The organism is Rhizobium leguminosarum, from assembly GCF_010668065.1.
Classification (GTDB): Bacteria; Pseudomonadota; Alphaproteobacteria; order Rhizobiales; family Rhizobiaceae; genus Rhizobium; species Rhizobium leguminosarum_S.
Genome location: NZ_WUEN01000024.1, coordinates 1 through 20,880 on the forward strand (window position 1 = coordinate 1; position 20,880 = coordinate 20,880).

The 20,880-nt window shown below is 60.5% G+C and carries 17 protein-coding genes; 7 read left to right on the plus strand and 10 right to left on the minus strand.

What is annotated here, in order from left to right:
• Positions 1 to 78: 78 nt before the first annotated feature.
• The 3 genes from GR198_RS33890 to GR198_RS33900 are packed head-to-tail and all read left to right on the plus strand — an operon-like array spanning position 79 to position 2,613.
• A complete protein-coding gene (locus GR198_RS33890) occupies positions 79 to 828 on the plus strand; it encodes a metal ABC transporter ATP-binding protein (RefSeq protein WP_164070371.1) in 750 nt (249 codons plus the stop codon).
• Positions 825 to 1,697, plus strand: coding sequence for a metal ABC transporter permease (locus tag GR198_RS33895; protein WP_164070372.1), 873 nt, complete (start codon positions 825 to 827; stop codon positions 1,695 to 1,697). The genes GR198_RS33890 and GR198_RS33895 overlap by 4 nt, the downstream gene beginning before the upstream one ends.
• 16 nt (positions 1,698 to 1,713) lie before the next feature.
• Entirely contained in the window at positions 1,714 to 2,613 is a 900-nt protein-coding gene (locus GR198_RS33900; RefSeq protein ID WP_130786540.1) for a metal ABC transporter solute-binding protein, Zn/Mn family, read from the plus strand.
• A gap of 34 nt (positions 2,614 to 2,647) precedes the next feature.
• Here the strand turns inward: GR198_RS33900 and GR198_RS33905 are convergent, their stop codons facing one another.
• The 3 genes from GR198_RS33905 to GR198_RS33915 form a co-directional block, all read right to left on the minus strand.
• Positions 2,648 to 2,956: a Dabb family protein gene (locus tag GR198_RS33905; protein WP_164070373.1), complete on the minus strand. Its 309-nt coding sequence runs from the start codon at positions 2,954 to 2,956 to the stop codon at positions 2,648 to 2,650.
• 107 nt (positions 2,957 to 3,063) lie between these two features.
• Positions 3,064 to 3,489, minus strand: coding sequence for a hypothetical protein (locus GR198_RS33910; protein ID WP_164026235.1), 426 nt, complete (start codon positions 3,487 to 3,489; stop codon positions 3,064 to 3,066).
• Positions 3,490 to 3,632: 143 nt separating this feature from the next.
• Positions 3,633 to 4,112 carry a RidA family protein gene (locus tag GR198_RS33915; RefSeq protein WP_164070374.1) on the minus strand — a complete coding sequence of 160 codons (480 nt, stop codon included), beginning with the start codon at positions 4,110 to 4,112 and terminating at the stop codon, positions 3,633 to 3,635.
• Between the two features lie 193 nt (positions 4,113 to 4,305).
• On the opposite strand from GR198_RS33915, the gene GR198_RS33920 reads away from it, so the two are divergent.
• Positions 4,306 to 5,004: a TetR/AcrR family transcriptional regulator gene (locus GR198_RS33920; RefSeq protein ID WP_164070375.1), complete on the plus strand. Its 699-nt coding sequence runs from the start codon at positions 4,306 to 4,308 to the stop codon at positions 5,002 to 5,004.
• Between the two features lie 54 nt (positions 5,005 to 5,058).
• Here the strand turns inward: GR198_RS33920 and GR198_RS33925 are convergent, their stop codons facing one another.
• Together GR198_RS33925 and GR198_RS33930 are read right to left on the minus strand one after the other, a co-directional pair.
• The gene (locus tag GR198_RS33925) at positions 5,059 to 5,409 is read right to left on the minus strand and encodes a DUF2200 domain-containing protein (RefSeq protein WP_164070376.1); all 351 of its coding nucleotides are present in this window, start codon (positions 5,407 to 5,409) and stop codon (positions 5,059 to 5,061) included.
• 25 nt (positions 5,410 to 5,434) lie between these two features.
• A complete protein-coding gene (locus GR198_RS33930) occupies positions 5,435 to 8,689 on the minus strand; it encodes a hypothetical protein (RefSeq protein ID WP_164070377.1) in 3,255 nt (1,084 codons plus the stop codon).
• Positions 8,690 to 9,128: 439 nt separating this feature from the next.
• On the opposite strand from GR198_RS33930, the gene GR198_RS33935 reads away from it, so the two are divergent.
• Together GR198_RS33935 and GR198_RS33940 are read left to right on the plus strand one after the other, a co-directional pair.
• The gene (locus GR198_RS33935) at positions 9,129 to 10,286 is read left to right on the plus strand and encodes a hypothetical protein (protein ID WP_164070378.1); all 1,158 of its coding nucleotides are present in this window, start codon (positions 9,129 to 9,131) and stop codon (positions 10,284 to 10,286) included.
• A gap of 330 nt (positions 10,287 to 10,616) precedes the next feature.
• Positions 10,617 to 11,243: a class I SAM-dependent methyltransferase gene (locus GR198_RS33940; RefSeq protein WP_164070379.1), complete on the plus strand. Its 627-nt coding sequence runs from the start codon at positions 10,617 to 10,619 to the stop codon at positions 11,241 to 11,243.
• Positions 11,244 to 11,556: 313 nt separating this feature from the next.
• Here the strand turns inward: GR198_RS33940 and argS are convergent, their stop codons facing one another.
• The 5 genes from argS to thrC all read right to left on the minus strand — a co-directional run bounded on the left by argS (position 11,557) and on the right by thrC (position 19,854).
• On the minus strand, positions 11,557 to 13,263 hold the full coding sequence (gene argS / locus GR198_RS33945; RefSeq protein ID WP_164036955.1) for an arginine--tRNA ligase: 1,707 nt from the start codon (positions 13,261 to 13,263) through the stop codon (positions 11,557 to 11,559).
• Between the two features lie 311 nt (positions 13,264 to 13,574).
• Positions 13,575 to 16,487 carry a sensor domain-containing phosphodiesterase gene (locus GR198_RS33950; RefSeq protein WP_164070380.1) on the minus strand — a complete coding sequence of 971 codons (2,913 nt, stop codon included), beginning with the start codon at positions 16,485 to 16,487 and terminating at the stop codon, positions 13,575 to 13,577.
• Positions 16,487 to 17,098 carry a GNAT family N-acetyltransferase gene (locus tag GR198_RS33955; protein ID WP_164026256.1) on the minus strand — a complete coding sequence of 204 codons (612 nt, stop codon included), beginning with the start codon at positions 17,096 to 17,098 and terminating at the stop codon, positions 16,487 to 16,489. Before GR198_RS33955 ends, GR198_RS33950 begins: the two co-directional genes overlap by 1 nt.
• A gap of 29 nt (positions 17,099 to 17,127) precedes the next feature.
• The gene (locus GR198_RS33960) at positions 17,128 to 18,426 is read right to left on the minus strand and encodes a M16 family metallopeptidase (protein WP_029872730.1); all 1,299 of its coding nucleotides are present in this window, start codon (positions 18,424 to 18,426) and stop codon (positions 17,128 to 17,130) included.
• A gap of 3 nt (positions 18,427 to 18,429) precedes the next feature.
• Complete coding sequence (thrC, locus tag GR198_RS33965; protein WP_164070381.1) at positions 18,430 to 19,854, minus strand: threonine synthase; 1,425 nt, start codon at positions 19,852 to 19,854, stop codon at positions 18,430 to 18,432.
• Positions 19,855 to 20,119: 265 nt separating this feature from the next.
• Between thrC and GR198_RS33970 the strand changes: the two genes are divergently transcribed.
• Entirely contained in the window at positions 20,120 to 20,767 is a 648-nt protein-coding gene (locus tag GR198_RS33970; RefSeq protein WP_164070382.1) for a hypothetical protein, read from the plus strand.
• The last annotated feature ends 113 nt before the right edge of the window (positions 20,768 to 20,880 follow it).

A 20,880-nucleotide genomic window follows, 5' to 3' on the forward strand; every position in this document is an offset into this window, starting at 1 on the left:
GGCTTTTTCAAGGGTGATCGGCATGGCGCTGGTCATTGCGCTTCTCTGGCTGGCGATCCACTGGGCGGTTCTGCTGCCATGACGCCGCTGATCCGTCTCGAGAATCTGACCGTCGCCTATAACAGGCACCCCGCCGTCCATCATGTCTCCGGCGCCTTCGCCTCAGGCAGCCTGACGGCGATTGCCGGGCCGAATGGGGCGGGCAAGTCGACGCTGCTGAAGGCGATCATGGGCGAGCTTCGCCCCGCCGAAGGCAGAGTCGAGCACCGGCTGGGGCGGGCGGAATTCGGCTATCTTCCGCAGGCCGCCGAGATCGACCGGCGCTTTCCGATCTCGGTGATCGACACCGTCATGCTCGGCGCCTGGAAGAAGACGGGCGCCTTCGGCCGCATCGCGGCCAGTGAGGTGAAGAGGGCAGGCGAGGCGCTCTCCGCCGTCGGGCTCGAGGGCTTTGGCCGCCGCCATGTCGGCTCGCTGTCGGCCGGCCAGTTCCAGCGTGTGCTCTTTGCCCGGCTGCTTCTGCAGGATGCCGGCATCATCCTGCTCGACGAGCCGTTTACGGCAATCGATGCCCGCACGACCAGGGACCTCGTCGATATTGTCACCCGCTGGCATGGCGAAGGCCGCACGGTGATCGCCGTGCTGCACGATTTCGAGCTCGTTCGCGCCCATTTCCCGCAAACCCTGCTGCTCGCCCGCGAGCTGGTCGGCTGGGGTGCGACCGCAGACGTCATGTCCTCCGTCAATCTCCTGAAGGCCCGCGCCATGGCCGAGCGCTGGGATGAGGATGCGAATGCCTGCGCACCCGAAGAGGCGCCGGCGGCATGACGGCTTACGATCTCTTCCTCGCACCCTTTGCCGATTACGGTTTCATGCGCCGCGCGCTCATCGCCTGCCTCTGCCTCGGGCTCGGCTCGGGTCCGATCGGCGTCTTCCTGATGCTGCGGCGCATGAGCCTGATGGGTGATGCGATGAGCCATGCCGTGCTGCCGGGGGCCGCGATCGGTTACCTCGTCGCCGGCTCCCTGTCGCTGACGGCGATGGGCCTCGGCGGCCTCATCGCCGGCCTGTCGGTGGCGCTGCTGTCCGGCGCCGTCAGCCGCATGACCGTGCTGCAGGAGGATGCGAGCTTTGCCAGCTTCTATCTCGCCTCGCTGGCGCTCGGCGTGCTGATCGTCTCGCTGCGCGGCTCGAATATCGATCTCCTGCATGTGCTCTTCGGCACCATCCTGGCGATCGATGCTCCCGCCCTTTATCTGATCGGCGCCATCACCTCGCTGACCCTCGTCATCCTCGCCTTCATCTACCGGGCGCTGGTCGCCGAATGTTTCGATCCGGGGTTCCTTCGCGCCGTCGGCGGGCGTGGGCCGGTCTATCATGTGCTCTTCCTGCTGCTGGTGGTGCTGAACCTCGTCGCCAGCTTCCAGGCGCTCGGCACGCTGATGGCGGTCGGCCTGATGATGCTGCCGGCGGCCGTCGCTCAGCTCTGGTCGCGCAGTCTGCCTGTCATGATGGCGATAGCAGCCGTCAGTGCCGCCGCATCCGGCTATCTCGGCCTGATCGCCTCCTACCATCTCGAACTCGCCTCCGGCCCGACGATCATCATGACGGCGGCGGTCCTCTACGGCTTTTCTATTCTTTTCGCGCCCTCCGGCCTGGCCCGGCGCTTCTTTCCCCGCCCGCATTTGAAGGGCTGATCCCAAGGAGACTTCGATGACACCGCACAGACTGCTTCTCTCCGCAGCAATCCCCGCTTTGATGGCGCTGTCGGCCGTGCCCGCTTCCGCCGAAACGCTGAAGGTTGTGGCCTCCTTCACCGTGCTTGCCGACGTCGTCAAGCAGGTCGGCGGCGAGCACGTCAAGGTGACGAGCCTCGTCGGGCCGAACGGCGATCCCCATGAATTCGAGCCGTCGCCGGCCGACGCGAAGAATTTGAACGCGGCTCAAGTGACCTTCGTCAGCGGCGAGGGGCTGGAAGGCTGGATGGACCGGCTGATCACCGCCTCGGGCTATAAGGGCAAGCCGGTCACCGTTTCCGAAGGCATCAACACCCGCACCATGGAAGAGGACGGCGAAAAAATCACCGATCCGCATGTCTGGAACAGCCCCGTCAACGTCAAGATCTGGGTCGCCAATATCGAAAAGGCGCTGTCATCGGCCGATCCCGCGGACGCCGCCGCCTTCAAGGCCAATGCCGAGAAGTACACCAGGACGCTGGACGAACTGAACGCCTATGCCCACGCGAAATTCGACAAGGTGGCCGACGATCGCCGCAAGGTGCTGACCAGCCATGACGCTTTCGGCTATTTCGGCCGCGAATATAATGTCAGCTTCCTGGCGCCGCTCGGTCTGTCCACCGAAAGCGAGGCATCGGCCGCCGACGTCGCCAAGCTGATCGAGCAGATCAAGGGCGAGCACGTGAAGGCCTATTTCTTCGAGAATTCCAACGACCCGCGCCTGGTCAAGCAGGTCGCCAAGGCAACCGGGGCCGAGCCCGGCGGCGAGCTCTATGTCGAATCGCTTTCCGACGCCAAGGGGCCGGCGCCGACCTATGAGAAGATGTTCAAGTACAATGTCGACCAGCTCGCCGCCGCCATGGCGAAATCGAGCTGAGGAAATCGAGGGCTGCAGGTTTGTCCTGCGGCCCTCACAAATTAAGGTCGAAGACCAGGATGCCGGCAAGGCCTCCATCCGTCGACGAGGCGATGCGCTCGCCCACGGTCACATGCTCGGGATGGATGAGATAGGCGTCGCGGGCTTCGGCGCTTTCAAAGGTCACGGCAAACCCGTCGACGAAGCCGCCATGCAGTCCCTCGGGCGAAACATTCGGTCCGTATTTGATATCCAATATGCCGGGAATGAGCTGTTTCAGGGCAACGATCGCCGCAAACAGCGACTGCTTGTCGTCCGCCGTCACCGCGGTCTTCAGCCGCAGGAATACGCAGTGCAGGATCATCAGTGGTCCTCCCGATTTTCTTTGGGTGGAGAATAGCGGCGAAAGCCGGGAGAGCAATGAGATTTATTTTCACGCAGGCGTTGCGCCGCAAGCCGCGAGCCGGCAGATTACATCTGGTCGGTCTTAACCATGGGCCGCTTGTAGATCCTCTGGACGAGATCGCTCGCCAGCGCGCGGGATTCGTCTTTCTCAGCCGCCGTCATCGGCCGGCAGGTGTTCCTGGTGTTTGAACTGTCGAGCACTGTCGTAGAGCCGGAATTGGCGATGACGAGATGCCAGCTGCAGGAGGCGACCTTGTCGATGGCGACAGCACCATGGCAACCGGTGGAGAGGCAGAAGGCTATGGTTCTCTGCGCCCCGTGGTCGCCTTTATAGGCCAGCGCGACGGCTTTCTTGATATCCGTGACCCATCGCTCGCATTGCGCCTGTTTTGCCCCCGGCTGGCAGCTTTTGGTGACCGGAGTGATCTCAGCGGCCTGAAGCGGCGATACGCAAAAAACACCCATCGAGAGGGCGAGCAGAAACTTGAGCATGGGATTTTCCTTGTGCAAGCAATGAGAGACGCACATCGCAGGCCGTTGGTCAATGGCCACTCACAAAAGGGAAGGGTGGCGCGCCAAGCAGATGTTGGCGCGCCACCCGGAAAATCCGAAATTATGTCGATTCGGCGCCACTCCTATTCCAGAATGACGACGGCTTCGACCTCGAAGAGCATGGGGTCGATGGCAAGCTTGGGAACGGGAATCAGCGTCTGCGCCGGCAATGCTTCGCCGAACATGTCCTTGACGTTCCTGGTCAGTACCTCGAGCTTGGACATATCGTGATCGACCACGAAGACCGTGAGCTTGGCGACCTGATCCGGCCTTGCGCCGAGCGCATCGAGGGCGGTGCGCAAATTCGCATAGGCCTGCTTCACCTGGACGGCGAAGTCGGGCGATAAGACGCCCGTGCTATCCTGGCCGCCCTGTCCTGAGATGTAGGCCAGCCGGCCTTGGCGCGGCACGATCACCGCCGTGCTGTAGCCATTCGGCGAGGGGTCGTAGAGGTTTTTCGGATTGACGATGGTCAGCTTGAGATCGTGCTCATTGGCTGTCGCCGCGGTGGGAACGCTGATGGTCATGATGAGTCCTGCGATAATGAGATGTTTGATTGACATGATTTTCTCTCGGCTTCTCAGGACTGCGAGCGACGGAGCCTCGCGGCCTGCAGGATGGAATCTTATCGCCATATGATAGGACTCGTACGGCGTACGATTAAATTGCATCGTACGCCGTACGAGTCAATCGGTCGGGATCGACATTCCCAGCATTGTCGGCTTAGATCGACGTCTGATGAGTAAAGGGAGACGAATGGCATCCAAACGCAGCGGTGCTGAGAGCAAAGGGTCTGGACGGAGAGGTGCGTCACCTCAGTCCGGGCAGGAGCCGCGCAGTGAACCGCCTCTCTCGCTGGAACGGATCGTGGCGACTGCGGTGGATCTGCTGGACGCCGAGGGCGTCGATGGATTGAAGATGCGTCGGCTGGCCGATCGCCTCGGCGCGGGCGCGATGAGCCTCTATTGGCACGTCGACAACAAGGAGGAGGTCTTCGATCTGGCGCTGGATTCGGTGCTCGAATATCGCGGCCCGCCTGAAATCGTCGAGTCTCGAGACTGGCGCGGGGAAATCGTTCATATGCTCGAAGACTGGCGCGCCAGCATGCTGCGCCATCCCTGGTCGGCATCGCTGCTGCCGCGCCGGGCGCTCGGCCCGAACATCCTCATTCGTCTGGAACTGCTGAGCAAGACCTTGTCCGGAGCCGGTGTCACCGATGCGGATTTAAACGTCGCGATCTGGTCGCTCTGGAACTATGTGATCGGCGCGACCATCACCCGGGCGAACTTCGACCTCTCGGACGACGACAGGGCGGCCGCGCAGCAGCGCCTGACAGGTCTCAGCCAACACTACCCGACGATCGAACGCTCTCGTCTGCTGCTGGATAATGATTGGGACGGCGCTTTCAGGAAGGGCCTCGACTTCCTGCTCGATGGTCTTGCTCCGCGCCGGTGAACATTCGTCATTCCTGGACGAGATCGCGGGTACTGCAGCGACACGGTTTTCCGGCTATTTGCGCAGGATTTTCTCCATCGCTTTCCCCTTGGCGAGTTCGTCGATCAATTTGTCCAGATAGCGGATTTCCCGCATCGTCGTCTCCTGGATGTCTTCCACGCGCACGCCGCAGATCACGCCCGTAATCGACGATCGGGAAGGATTCATCCGAGGCGCTTGCGCAAAGAAATCCTCGAAGTTGGTCTTCTCAGCCAACTGATCGTCCAGGCTCTGCTGGCTATGCCCCGTCAGCCAACAGATGATTTCATCGACCTCCGTCTTCGTGCGCCCCTTCTTCTCTGCCTTGGCGACATAGTGGGGATAGACGCTCGCGACGCTGACTGAATAGATGCGATGCTTCGTCATCGAGTGCTCCTCAATGTTCCAGATCTCACCCTTTCCGACGCAGTTTCTCGCGGAATTTGGCAAGCTCGTGAACAGGTGGAGCGGTCTCCCCTTCCGGTATGATAACATCGTCGTCCGACCGTACGGCCACCATATCGACGTCATGCGGACCGATCTGCCAGGCTTCCCGCACATGGAATTTTTGCTTGAGGATCGCAAGTTCCATGCGAAGTTCCGGCAGGCCCGACTCACCAAAAACAGCGGGAACGAGAAAATAAGCTCCGCAGGCCTTCATGTGTTCGAAGAACATCTCAAGGTTCCGATGATTATCCACCATCATAGTATTCATACGGGAGGTATTGACGAATACCTTCCCGGGTTCTCCTGACAGCGTGTCGAAGCCCTGTGTAATGTGCCCTCTGTAATGAAACGGGTTCTGGCGATCTATGCCTTTGATGACCGAAATATGAATTTGATCTTGGCTGTCTTCTCTGCCGAAACGGGCATGCCAGTCCTTGAAAATTGCTTCGCCCTTTGATGAATTTGCAAATATCAAGCCAAGAAACGGCGGTTGGCCCGGCACTGTCACGCCGTACATCATACCTTTCCACTCAGCAGCGTCCCAAAGCCGTGGATTGATGATTGCTCGAACGACCACATCACTGTGGCTGCGAATTTCACCGAAAACCTGCGGCACCTCTTCTTCATCGTCGCCTTCGAGCGCCGGTAGTTCTATTGCTGCTGGCCTCGCAGGCGCATCCGGTGCCATTGGAAATTTCTGAATGATGTAGTCACCCCAATCGGAAATACGGCCTGCATGGGTTCCGAAAACTCTGTTTCTGGAAATCCCGGCACGGCAAAACAATGTGGCGCGCTCGAACACGTTCTCGGTTCTCACCAATTCTTCGATGGTATCGGCGGCATCGCGCAGCATAGCCACGCTCGTCAAGGCATGGATGCAGGAGAAAATGAGGTGTTTGTTGTACTTCCCGATATTGCCTATTTCAGCAAGCCGCCAATCCGCCGGGACACAAACCTCCATCATGAAATCATCATCTTCGGCGACCGATGCTTCCTGAATGTTGTCTAGCTGCCGAATCCGAACCCTGAACTTTTCTGTATGTGGAAACGCCCCGGCATTGAGCAGTGTTGCCGCAAATCCCTCAAATGCTGCGGCATACGTTTCGGCCTGTAGAACCCCTTCAAGCGTGTTCGAGGCCTCGATTTTAATCTCCACGCCCAGTATTTTGGTTCGAACGCCGCTGAACGCCTCATCAAAGAGTACGACTTTGTTCGGGAGGCTGCCACATGCAGGCTGTGAGGCCAGGAACGTCATCATTTCATGGATTTCGTGATCGTCTGTCTCTTCGGGAATTGAACCGTCCGCCTTCAGCTCATCAATGTGTCCGAGGCGGTAGAGCAGAGCCACACGTGCTGAAAACAGCGTCAACCCGTCCAGAACATCGGGCAAGCTTTCCAATCTGCGGATTTCTTCGGGCGGCTGAATTATGAGCAGGCAAGCGAGCAACTGATCGAACTGACTGATCTGGTTCTTCAGCCTATCCCCGCTCTCATCATCCAGCGGAGCATTGCTTCCGATAGCCTGTAGAAAGCGAATGGCGCTGAGGACATCCATGATATGGCCCAGCTGCAAAGACAGCATTGCGAACAGGTTTAGCGCCGGGATCGTTTCGACCCGCAAATCTCCCTCAGTTTCTGACAACGCCAAATACTGGATGATTGAAGCCAGAGCAGCAGCGCGGGCTGCCCAGCGAAGACCGGCCCCGCGATAGCCTACCGCCAAGTAATAGAGCGCCTTGGCCTGATCCTCCCTGCTTTCGTCTTTCGAAAGATGTATGACGGCACGGCCAAGCCATTTTATGCCGTCAACAGGTTTTTCAGCAGCGAGCTTGCGTTCACCTTGCTGCAAATAGAGGCTTCCAGCCTTAATCTCTTTGCTCCGCTCGGCCATGAATTCCGCAAGCTTTTCGACCAGGGTATCGAAAGCTTTGCTATCTGGTGCGCTTCCACCAATTGCCTCGACCATGGTTTCCAGCAAATCAGCCGGAAACTCTGCCAAGCCCTCTGCTCTATCGATGATCCCGCAGAGGGCCTGCCAAATTTCGTCCAGATTTTCCCGCTCCCCGGAAAGGGACATTTCACTCATACGGTGAAAGACAAGCAGCGTCTCCGCATGCAAGGCATTGTTGGGGCGGGTTTCATCGGCAGCGAGTTCTAAAAGCTTTTCCTTCAGCCGTTTTGACCTATCAGCAAAGGATAATTCTTCGGGGGTTTCATGACCTTGGAAGACCCTGCCCACCAAAAGCTGATGGAGATTGCAGACTTTGCTGATGTGGACGGCGTGCCCACTCGCAAAGGCAATGGCCTCGACCTGTTCGTATTTATCCTCAATGGTCTCGATATCATCGAACCACCAAAACGCCGTCCAGGCATGCTCGTACACCGCCCGTAGATGCTGGTAGCTCGCGCCGTATTTCTTTGCGTGGTCAATTGCTCGCTTAAAGCGACCTTCTGTCTCAAACCGAGGCCTTTCGAGTTCTCTTGAGAGCCGTGCAGCTTCAAATGTATCGGAGACCGCCTGCGTCTGCTCTTGAGCGGTTGAGCCCAGTTTTTTCAGGCCGGCTTCTAGTTCATCCAGTGCCTGCTGGCGCTTGAAATCTCTCGGTCCGAGCTTGATGTTGTCGGGTTGATGTTCTCCGGCTTTCAAGTGCTCGTAGGCGAGGTCTTTATGACCATGGGAAAATATGCGGTCAATAATCCACTCCCGGTCAAGAATTGTGACCTTAACGCCATGTTCCTGATTCAATTCGTCTTCTATTCGCAGACGATCACGCTGGCGTGCCGGGTGGTTTGTAAAGAAGATTATCCGGTCATAGCCACGCTCTGTTCCAACGATCCCTTTGACATCGGAACGCACCTTATCGGACCAGGCTTTCTTTGCGCTGAATGCAAATCCCCATCGCTCTGTGCCGCTTTTACCGTCGCCAACAAACCAACGTTCTGAAATTCGCTCATCAACCGGATAGGTCTCGGTGTCCACCTTGCCATCTCCCCCGCCTTCCGGCCCTGTTTGGGGGCGCAAGTTGGGGCAAAGTTCCCGCTCGCTCAATTTGCGGCAGAAGATTTCGAAATCCTTGTGCTGGTTGCGATCGGTGAGCGTGTCCAGATGGTGGCTCAGCTCGGATTCGCTCAGCCTATAGGCGTCAGTGCAATCGCTATCTGAATAAAGATAAGGGCGCCTGACCCGCATCATTTCAGACGGTGTGGGGAAGCGACCCATCTTTGTTTCCTCTACTCGAAAGTATAGCAGATTCCATTACCCCCACTCCATGATTGCAGTCCGGTTTTATTGCACATTTCTCTTTAGCCACCGCTATAGCCGGATAGGGCGCTTTGTAGACCGGCCGTTGCCGACCCCTAGCTGTTGCTCCATCCCAGCTTATCCCGCGCGCCACATTCTTTCATAAGTGCTCAGATGTTGCGGTTCCGAAATGCGGGTCAGGAGCCGGCACGTTGCGCCTGATTGCTATGAGCAAATATAGATAGGCTTGACCGCTATCGTCAGGCTTGGCATACAGAGCACGGCCCTACACGCGGGCCGGTGTGCCCGCCACGCAAAGCTATGTCAGCGTTTAAATTCTAAAAGTGTCACTCCATGCCAACGGGCATGGGTCTGGCCATTAGCGGGCACATGGTCGGATCAATCCAGGATTTGGATAATGACCGAAACAAATGAATTTCGCAGACTTAAGGCTCTGGCAAAGCGATACGCGCGCGCAAACAGGATCGCGCAACATCAGGCCCTTGACCTGATTGCGGGGGAACTGGGTTTCCCTCACTGGACCAAGCTCATCGCTGCCAGCAAGAAAGGTTGGCAGATCGCTACCGAACAAATGGCGGGCCTCGAAGCCTTCGTCAAGCGCCCCCTCCCGGCGGCAACCTTCCGGAACGGTGATCCCGAAACCATGAACCGGCGCTTCGCATACCTCGAACAAGCCGAACAAGGCATGATTGGGGATCATGCATATCGGCTTCAAGAGGTTTTTCACGACGTCATTATAGCAGGTGAAGGATGGAGCATCAGAGTGCCAGAGAACCCTGGCGTGCCCCCGATCGTTGAGACATTTGCGGATCAGGAAGCGGAATGCCCTGTCCTTGATCCAGAATTCTTGCAGAAAGCACTCAGTCTGGCCAGAGATCGGGCTCTTCAGGTTCGCGCGGAAATCTCTGCCGATTGGCCTCGACGGTCTACCAAACCTGACCTTAGTGGTGTGGTTCGACATCCGCTAGGCCGCGGCGAGTCGGCCGTGTGGTTCTGTCTACATTGCGATGGAAAGATCACCGGCGCCCAGATCGCTCAGAACCTCTGGCATTGCCCGGGATGCGGGGCATCGCCTCTCGACATCTTTGACACGCCATTCTGGTCTGATGATGACGGCAAGTCTTTCCTCCCGGTGAAAACTGACGGTGCCGTGGATAGAGACGAGCCCGATTCCCGGATTGTCGATGGCAGGCCCAAGCGCGACCTGAATGAAGAGAAGATCATTCTTCTCATCCGCTGCGCTTTGCTTGATGACGCTACCAACATCAGCGAGAGGCTGGGCGCTCTTCAGGCTGAAATCAGTGTCGATGACGATGGCGTCTGGATTGCTCTTGAAGACGATTTTTGGCCCGAGGGCAAGGACCCCGTTCAGGCTTTGGCTGTAGCGGAACGACTAGGTCTTGAGGTTGAACTTGTCTCGAGTTGGTCCACGATACCTTTCGCCTGGCCGGGCCTGGGCGAGATAGCCTCTAGCACGAGTGAGTATACGCAAATGATGCTGGACGCCTATGCTCAGTATGGCGGCTCACCGGATCGGAAACCGAAGGAATCGTAATCCGTCTGCGACCAACCCTCTTGCCCACAGAGCTATGTTATTGGGTAGGCGACGTTGGTCGCGACCGTTCCCCGCCCCATCATCGACGATGAGGCGGTTTGAGCCGAAGGGCTGCTTCTGGGACATCGTGGAACCGGACTCAACGACCGACAAGAGAGCGCATTGCCGCCCGGCAGCATTGGCTCGGTCGGTGGTGTCTCTGACCGCATTTCTGCTAAAGCTCGGAAGCAAATCGCCCGCGATGTCACCAACTGCCGAAGTGTGAAGGGCGCAACGCGCTGATGGGCCTCTCGCTCATCAGGCCTCTTGTCTTGAAGGAGGAGCGCTAGGATGAGCACCGACCTGGATACCGTGCGGTCCTATGATAGGGTCGCGGCGGAGTACGCTGCCGAGGCCGCGGCGATGCCCGAATGGGTCGCGACAGAGATCGATGCGTTCGTGACCGAGCTGGGCGGCTCGGGCAGGGTGCTGGAGATCGGAAGCGGTGGCGGGCGAGATGCACTTGAGCTTGAGAAGCGGGGAATGAGCGTCCGGCGCACCGACATTGCAAAGGGTTTCGTCGGACTGCTTCGCGAAAGTGGCTTCGAAGCCGACCTGTTGGACCCGCTGACCGAAGACTTGGCCGACCCGCAGCGTCCCGGCACGCCGTATGACGGGATCTGGGCCTGTGCCTGCCTGATTCATGTCGCGCGCGAAGATTTCGGCACAGTGCTTGGACGGCTTGCCGAGGCGACCCGGACCGGTGGCCGATTGCACGCCTCGGTAAGAGAGGGCGAAGGCGAGGATGTGTCCACACACGGCAGTGCTGCAGCGCCCCGGCGCTACGTCGAGACGTACTGGCGCGAGTCTGCCCTGCGGTCCGCACTCACAGACGCCGGCTGGATCGTCAGCGAGGTACGTCTGTGCGTCGGAAAGCCCCATGATCGGTGGCTCAGCGTTCGGGCGAGTCGGGCGTGACGCACATAGAACTTGCGGGAATGGCCGGTTGTGGCGCGACTATGAACTCCAGGTGGTCACCGCAATGTCAGCTTCCGGGCGAAGGCAAATATCCCCTCTGTGGCCGACAAGGGGGCGCAAAGCAGCTCGGTCGAATAGTTCAGGCCGAGAACATTTGCGCCGAGCAGTACGGCCCCGCTGAATGGCGGGCCGCACAATGTCAAATCTCGACATGCACCCCTAGTTCCAGTGCATGCTCAATATCCACCCCTCCGGCCAAGCATTGGCCGCTTAGAAAACATACGTGAGCAGTGAGAGGGGCCGTCAGCAGTTGTTACATCCTCCGCACCGTTCCAATTCCTAGAATCTCAAGGCATTTTCCGATGACCCTCGCTACCAGCTTGCAGGTGGCGAGCCGCCCCGACGGATCGTCCGCCTTCAGCACCGGGCAATCCGTGTAGAAGCGGCTGAATGCGTCAGCCACTTGGTACGCCCGATCGGCGATCTCGAATGGCTCGAGGTGCCGCGCCGCCTCGGAGAGGGAGTGCGGATACCAGAGGCATTCGATCAGCACGGCACGCTCCGACGGATGGCTGATCGAGACCGTGTCGGCTGCTGGAGTGATGCCGGCCTCTTCGGCCTTGTCCAGGATCGAGCAGATCCGGGCATAGGCATATTGAAGATAGGGTCCAGTCCGTCCCTCTGACGATACCATCTTGTCAATGTCGAAGACGTAGCCCGTCCTCCTCGGCGTGGAGAGATCGGCAAACTTCAACGCGCCGAGACCCACAACCGTGGCCGCCTGACTGTCGGCGACTTTTTCCGACGACTTGGTGAGCGCAAGGTCGATCATTTCTCTTAGCGAGGCCGCGGATCCGTCACGGGTCTTGAAGGGCCTGCCGTCATTGCCGCGGACGGTACCGAAGGTCGCGTGCCGCAGTTCCACGCCCTCGGCATAGCCCGCCTTCCGCGCCGCCGAGAACACGCTTGATATATGGAGCGCCTGACGGTCATCGGTGCAGTAAACGATCTGCCGCGCACCGATTTCGCGCACTCGCTGCCGAAGCGTCGCAAGGTCGGTGGTGCCGTAGAGGGCCGCCCCGTCACTCTTGCGCAGAAGCAGCGGTGGTACATTGTCCGGAAGTCCGTCAGCGGAGACATCGATGACAAGAGCGCCTTCGCTCTGCCGCGCCAGCCCGCGCGCCATGAGATCGTCGAGCATCGGTGCGACCTCCGCATGAGCGTCGCTCTCGCCTTGGAGCAGATCGAAATGCGCGTCGAGCATCTCCGCCGTGTCGGAGATCGACGCGAGCGAAATGGCCCGCATGCGTGCCCATGCCGCGGTCAGCAGCGGATCTCCGTCCTGCAGCTTCGTTGTCAGTATCCGTGCCAGCGCAAGCAAAGCCTCGTCCTCGCAGGCGGCGTTGCCGGACATGTAGAGAGCGCCGAGTTCCTCGACGGTCATGGCTTCGAATGCCAGGGGGTCAATGAAGGAGGTGAGATCACCGGCCTTCCATCCGGCAGCCAGAGCAGCGCCCAAAAGCAGCTTGCCCATCTGCAGACCCCAGTCACCGAGGTGGATGTCGGAGAGGACGTCGTGGCCAATCTCCACAAGGATGCGCCGCAGACTCTCCCCGATAACGAAGGAGCGCAGATGGCCGACATGCAGCGCCTTGGCGACGTTGGGCCCGCCAAAGTCAATGACCGTTCTCATCGGATCCGCCTTCTCAGCGGCGAGCGACGGATCGGCCAGCATAGCGGTTGCCTCGGCGGCGACGACTGCATCGGCCAGCCGGAAGTTTACGAATCCCGGACCGGCGACGGACACGTCCTCGAAAAGAGCGCTCCGAGCCGCCTCGGCGACTTCAGCGGCAAGCAGGCGCGGGTTCTTCCCGGCGGACTTCGCCAGCCGCATCACGTCGTTGCATTGGAGGTCACCGAATTCGGGCCTGGCCGACCTTACGACGCAGGGACCGGCTTCGAGACCGTTCAGTTCATATGCGGAAGCAAGCGCGGCGAGTGCGGCCGATTTTACGGACATAGATCATTTCCTTGAATAGCATAAGGGGCGTGGAAGCTTGAGAGCTTCAGCGTCGCCGTTCTGCAATCTTCGGAAATTTGTTCATGTCGCGCCTCTAAGTTCGATTCTTCAATAGATCGCCTGGTGACCGCTGGCAATCTCATGGTCGGATGAATTTTGCAAAGAAAGCGATTGGCAATACTCAACCAAAGTTTGCTGACTGTTGGCTGGTATTGCTCGATACGTTTTTCAATAACCGCTTCGGGCCGAAGGCGGCCTCTTGGGCAATTTCTACCTAATTCCGGGAAAACCCCTGAGACCAGCCGTTCCGCTCAAGCCCGTTTGGTCAGCGGAAACCGATCGCGCAGCAGCCGCAGCACCGATTCCGAAGGGATCGGCGGGCCGAAAAGGTAGCTCTGGCCGTAGTTGCAGCCCATCTTGGCAAGCTCGATCGCATCCTCGTTGGATTCGATCCCCTCTGCCACCACCTTCATGTCGAGTTCGCGCGCCATCGCGATCACCGACCGGAGCACGGTCGCCTTCTTGTCGCTGCTGTCGCGCACCAAGGCCTTGTCGAGCTTGATCGTGTCGAAGGGGAAGCGGGTGAGATAGGCGAGCGACGAATATCCGGTGCCGAAATCGTCGAGCGCCAGGCCGATGCCGGCTTCCTTCAGCTTCTGCAGCACGAGGCGCGCCTGTTCCGGATTTTCCATCACCATGGATTCCGTCAGTTCGAGCTTGAGGCGCGAGGGCTGGCAATGCGTCTTGGCGAGAACCGAACGGACGTCGTCATAGAGCTCGTTGTTGAGCAGCTGCACGCTCGACAGGTTGATCGAGACGAAGATCGGCAATTCGCCGGTCTGGTGCTGCCAGCTCATCAGATCGTTGGTCGCCTGCTCCAGAGCGAACATGCCGAGCGGGCCGATAAGATCGGATGCCTCGGCGATCGGAATGAATTCGGATGGCGGGATATTGCCGCGTTTGGGATGTTCCCAGCGCATCAGCGCCTCGAAACCGGCGACCTCGACATCCTCCAGCCTTGCGATCGGCTGGTAGACCATCGACAATTCCTTGCGTTCGATGGCGCGGCGCAGATCCGTTTCCAGCTGCAGCCGGTCGGTGCCGAAGTCGCGGAAGGCCGGCTGGAATGGCTCGACACGGTTGCCGCCGGCCCGTTTTGCCCGGTACATCGCAAGCTCCGCATCGCTGAGCAGGCCGGTGGCGCTCTCCTGCCGGTCGACCCAGGAGGCAAGCCCGACCGAGGCGGTCAGGATGATCTCGCGATTGGCGAAGTTGATCGGCACCATGATCGCCTTGCTGATCGCATCGGCAAAATCGGCGACCTTGGCCGGATTGTGCTCGGAAACCAGGATGAGGCCGAACTGGTCGCCGGCAAGCCGCGCCAGCGTGTCCTGCGGTTTCAACAGCCGGCGCAGCCGCCGCGTCAGCGCGATGAGAATGTTGTCGCCGGCGGCAACGCCGAGCGAATCATTGACCAGCTTGTAGCGGTCGATATCGATCACCATCACCGTCGGGCGCAGCGTATCGCCGCCCGGCGCCAGCGCCAGCACCGACTGCAGCCGGTCGAGAAAGACCTGCCGGTTCGGCAGGCCGGTCAGATTGTCGTGCAGCGCATCGTGCAGCAGCCGCTCGACGGAATTCTTCTGTTCGGTCACGTCGACGATCGTGCCGACGCAGCGGATGATCTCGCCGTTCGAACCGAGCACCGGCCGGGCGCGGATCAACAGCCAGTGGAAATGCCCGTCCTCGGCTCGGATGCGGAACTCGTGGTTCAGCCGCCCGCGCCGGTGTTCGAGCAGCACGTCGAGCGTGGCGCGGAAGCGGTCGCGGTCGTCGGGATGCAGACGCGGCAGCCAGTTGCGCGCCGCGCCATGCATGGCGCCGGGCGACAGGCCGAGCTTGATCGAGACATCGGGAATGGTGACGACGCGGTCGCGCGCCACGTCCCAGTCCCACACCATGTCGCCGGAGCCGGTCAGCGCCAGCGATTGCCGCTCGAGATCCGAAAACAGCCCCTGCTGGTAGGCGCCGCCGGCGAAAGCATGCTGCATGACGGTGAAGCCGATCAGTAGCACGATCAGCACCAGACCGCCGCCGAGTGCGGGCTGGATGATGTCATTGTCGAGCCGTCCGGTGACCGTCAGCCAAGCCCCGAACAGCCAGACCAGGATCAGCGCCCAGGCCGGCACCAAAAGGATGGCGCGGTCGTAGCGGTTGAAGCCGAGATAGATGATCAGCAGCAGCCCCATCGTCGCCGTCAGCGCGAAGGAAAGCCTGGCGATGCCGGCGGCGATCGACGGATCGTAGATCGCCACGCCGAAGAGCAGGGCAAGGCCGAGCACCCAGGCAAGTGTTGCGTAGCCGAGATGCGCATGCCAGCGGTTGAGGTTGAGATAGGTGAAGAGGAAGATGACGAAACTCGACGCCAGCGCCACCTCGGCGCAGGCGCGCCATATTCGCTGGTCGGCCGAGGCGACGCTGATCAGCTTGCCGAGAAAACCGAAATCGACGCAGATATAGCCAAGCACCGCCCAGGCGAGTGCTGCCGTCGCCGGCAGCATCGAGGTGCCCTTGACGACGAAGAGGATGGTCAGGAACACGGCGAGCAGGCCGGCAATGCCGAGCACGATGCCGCGATAGAGCGTGAAGGCGTTGATCGTATCCTTGTAGGCGTTCGGTTCCCAGAGATAGATCTGCGGCAGTTCCGGCGTCGACAGTTCGGCAACGAAGGTGATGACGGCGCCGGGGTTCAGCGTGATGCGGAAGACGTCGGCCTCATCGCTCGGCTGCCGATCGAGCGCGAAGCCTTCGCTCGGCGTAATGGCGCTGATGCGCTGCGAACCGAGGTCCGGCCAGAACAGCTTGGAATTGACCAGACGGAAATGCGGCGCGACGATGACGCGCTCGAGCTGTTCTTCCGAGACATTGGCAAGCGCAAACACCGCCCAGTCGCCCTGATGGTTCTCCGAGCTCGCCCTGACCTCGATGCGGCGGCGGATGCCGTCGGCGCCGGCCGCCGTCGAAACCTGGAAGGCTTCGCCCTGGTTGGCGTAGATCTCGGTCGTTGCCGTCAGATCGAGCGCGGTATCGTCACGGGAAATTTTTACCGGTTCGGCCGCCCGGGCAGCACCCGCCGCGAAGGCGAAGGCCGCCAGGAAAAGGGCTGCGATCACCGCGATCACTCGTCCGGACGGTGACTTGGGCAGCATGCGGTCTCTTGTCATCAGCTGTCGGTTTTCCTGCCTTTATCCGTATCGGTGGCGAGACGTGAAAACATCACATGGTCATGCCACTGACCGTTGATCTTCAAATATCCGCGCAGATAGCCTTCCTGTTGAAACCCGGCTTTTTCAAGCAGACGGATGCTGCGCGCGTTATCTGGAATACAGGCTGCTTCGATACGGTGCAACTCAAGCCCGGCGAAGATGTAAGGAATAACCAATTGAAGGGCGGCGAACATATGCCCCTGGCCGGCATGGCGTTCGCCCATCCAGTAGCCGATCATGCAGCTTTGTGCCGCACCCCGTCTAATGTAGCCAATGGTGACGCCGCCGACGAGCGTCATGTCGTCCTTCAGGAAAATGAACAGCGGCACCGCCTGGCCCGAGGCATATTCCTGCTTGCCGCGAACGACGCGGGCGCGGTAGGCGCCTTCCGTCAATTCGTCGCGCCGCCAGGTCGGCTCCCAGGGTTCCAGGAACTTGCGGCTGTCAGCGCGCAGCCGGTGCCACTGGTTGAAATCCTGGTAGCGCGGCAGGCGCAGGAGATATCTGTCGTTCTCCAGCTGCACCGCTTCCGGCTGCCGCTGCAGGAACCGAAAAACCGATTTTGGCATCGATCACTCCCGGCAGGACGGACGTCGGCTCAGCGGCTTGCCTGCAGCGTCTTCGACGCCGGCACCGAAAGCGAGGCAGTGATGTCTTCCATCGGCGCGAGCTGTTCCAACGGACCGATCGCCGAAAGCGTCGGCACCGTGTCATAGAACAGCCGGCCGGCGAGGTCGGTCAGCCGCTCGATGGTGATGCCTTCCAGCCGCTCCATCATCTCCGGATTGGAGATCGGCCGGCCGTAAAGCATCATCTGCCTGGCGATCTGGCCGGCGCGGGCAGCCGGGCTTTCCGCACCCATCAACAGCTGGGCGCGGATCTGGGCGCGGGCGCGCTCGATTTCCTTCTGGTGGATCGCATCGGCCGACTTGTGCAGCTCGTCGATGATGACGGGCACCAGCTCCGGCAGGTTTTCGCCGCCGGTTGCGGCATGAATGCCGAAGATGCCGGTGTCGGAAAAGCCCCAGTGGAAGGCATAGACTGAATAACAGAGGCCGCGGAACTCGCGCACCTCCTGGAAGAGCCTGGAGGACATGCCGCCGCCAAGGATATTGGCGAGGATCTGCGAGCAGTAGAAATCGCGGGCGTGGTAGGGCTTGCCTTCGAAGCCGAGCAGGATCTGCGCGTCCATCAGGTCGCGCGGTTCACGCACGCTGCCGCCGATATAACGCGCCGGCTCCATGACGGGCGGCGCGGAAGGGGCCGTCGGCAGGCTGGCGAAACGATCCTCGACCATGCGCAGGAATTCTTCATGTTCGACGGCGCCGGTGGCGACCACGAACATGCGGTCGGTCGTGTAGTTGCGGCTGAGATAGCCACGGATCTGCTGCGGCGTGAAGGAGACGACGGTCTCCGGCGTGCCGAGGATCGCCCGGCCGAGCGTCTGGTCGCGATAGGCGACCTCGGAGAACCGGTCGAACACCACGTCGTCGGGCGTGTCGTTGGCGGCGTTGATCTCCTGCAGGATCACCTGCTTCTCGCGCTCCAGTTCCTCTTCCTCGAAGGCCGATTCCGTCAGGATGTCGGCGAGGATATCGACGGCGAGCGGCACGTAGTCCTTGAGCACGCGGGCGTAATAGGAGGTCGTCTCGGTCGAGGTCGCGGCATTGACTTCGCCGCCGACATCCTCGATTTCCTCGGCAATCTGGCGGGCCGTGCGGCGCGCCGTGCCCTTGAAGGCCATGTGTTCGAGCAGGTGAGCGATGCCGTGCTCGTTGTCCGTCTCGTTACGCGATCCCGATTTGATCCAGACTCCGAGCGCAACGCTTTCAAGATGCGGCATGGTCTCTGTGACTACTGTCAGCCCGGATTTCAGCCGGGTGCACTCAACTGTCATTGGCTATCTTTCTGCGCCTGCTGTCGTCTCGCCGCGGGCGTGCTTGCCGATAAAGGTTTCAACGGCTTTCAGCTCCGGTTTGATGATCTGGAAACGCTCCTCCCTTTGCATCAGATCAGCAAGCCACGTCGGAAGCGCCGGGTCAATACCGCTGGCGGATTTTACGGCGACGGGGAATTTCGCCGGATGCGCGGTCGAAAGCGTCACCATCGGCGTATTCGGCTTTTCTTTCTTGGCAGCGACGAAGACGCCGATCGCCGAATGCGGATCCAGCAGATAACCGGTCTCGGCATGGGTCTTGCGGATCGTCTCGGCGACTTGGCTTTCGCTGGCGCGCCCGGCGCGGAAGTCGCGACGGATCGCCTTCAGCGCCTGTTCGCCGATCTCGAAGCCGTTGGATTGCTTGAGGCTTTCCATCGCCGCGCGCACTTTCGAGGCGTCGCGGTCATAGGCTTCGAACAGCAGCCGTTCGAAGTTCGAGGAGATCTGGATGTCCATCGACGGCGAACTCGTCGCCTTGACCGCCTTCATGTCGTAGCGGCCGGTCTTTAGGGTCCGCGCCAGGATGTCGTTCTCGTTGGTGGCGATCACCAGCCGGTCGATCGGCAGGCCCATGCGCTTGGCGCAGTAGCCGGCGAAGATATCGCCGAAATTGCCGGTCGGCACCGTGAACGAGATCTTCCGGTCGGGGCCGCCGAGCGCCACGGCGGCCGTGAAATAATAGACGATCTGGGCCATGATGCGCGCCCAGTTGATCGAGTTAACGCCGGAAAGTCGGACCTTGTCGCGGAAGGTCACGTCGTTGAACATCGCTTTCACGAGGTTCTGGCAATCGTCGAAATTGCCCTCGACGGCAAGCGCATGCACATTGGCTGACGGCGAGGTGGTCATCTGCCGCTGCTGCACCGGCGAGACCTTGCCATGCGGGAAAAGGATGAAGATGTCGGTGCGCTCTCGGCCGGCGAAGGCGTCGATCGCGGCCCCGCCGGTGTCGCCCGAGGTGGCGCCGACGATCGTCGCCCGCTCGCCGCGTTTTTCCAGCGCATAGTCCATCAGCCGGGCAAGCAGTTGCATCGCCACGTCCTTGAAGGCAAGCGTCGTGCCGTGGAAGAGCTCCATGACGAAGCTGTTCGGCCCGGTCTGGACGAGCGGCGCGATCGCCGGATGGCGGAAAGTGCCGTAGGCCTCGTCGATCATCGCCCGGAACGTGTCGTCGGGGATCTCGCCATTGGTGAAGGGCGACAGGATGGTGAAGGCGATCTCCTGATAGGTCTTGCCGCGGAGCGCGCGGATCTCCTTCTTGGAAAAGCTCGGCCATTTGCGCGGAACATAGAGCCCGCCATCGCGCGCCAGCCCGGTCAAAAGGGCGTCGCAAAAGCCGAGGGAAGGGGCCTCGCCGCGGGTCGAGATATAATCCACGTTCGTCATCCTTTGATCTTATTGCTGGAAGAAGTCTGGCTGGGCGCGGTGGTGGCGAGATTCGCCGGAAAGCGTGAAGGGGCCGTCCTGCCGGCGTGCCATTTCAGGTATCTTGTTGAAGTTGCCCGCATCCGGCGGTGAAAAGTGCATCAAAACGGCGCTTACCCAATCGATTTTTGTTTGCGCCGCTGATATAGACCATCGCAAACCGTCGTGAAAGGCCCCGCGGAAAAGACATGGGGCCTCCAAGAAGCGCTTATACAAGGGATGGAATATGGTGCTCGGCAAGGTCTCGCGTCTCATCGTCTCCGCATCTTTTCTTGCCCTGCTTACCGGTTGCAACTCGCTCGGCATAGGTGGCGACAGCAAGCCGGCGACGCCGGCGACCCAGCCGAACGGCACCGCCCAGATCATGCCGCTGGCGCCGGCCAACCCATCCTCGAACAATCCTTCGATCGGCACCGCCACGACGGCGCAGGGCACGGTCGCCCCCGTCGTCCAGGGCGCCTGCCCGCAGATCTTCATGCGTGACCAGGATGCGATCTTCCGCACCTATGCCAAGGGCAAGAAGGACGATCCGCAGCAGATCGTCTACCAGGCCTCCTTCGGCGACTACACCCGCCAGTGCACGTTGAACGACACGAACCTGACGATGACGGTCGTTGCCCAGCTGCGCCTGATCACCGGCCCGGCCGGTACGCCAGGCCCGCTGACGCTGCCGATCCGCATCTCCGTCATCGATGGCGAGACCGTGCTCTATTCCGAGGTCACCAAGTTCGCGACCGAAATCCCCGCGGGTGCGCCGGGCACGCAGGTCATCTTCCGCAAGGACGGCATCACGATGCCGGTCGGCTCCGGCGCCCTGGTGCGCGTCAATATCGGCTTCGACACCCAGCCGGCAAAGACCAAGAAGAGCAGCTAAGCAATTCGGGCTTCGACCCGACATCAGCCCCTCATACGGCTGCCGCCATCTCTGCCTGGGTCGAGCCACGTGTCTCGACCCGTCCTTCGGACCCCCGCCTGCGGGGAGAAGGG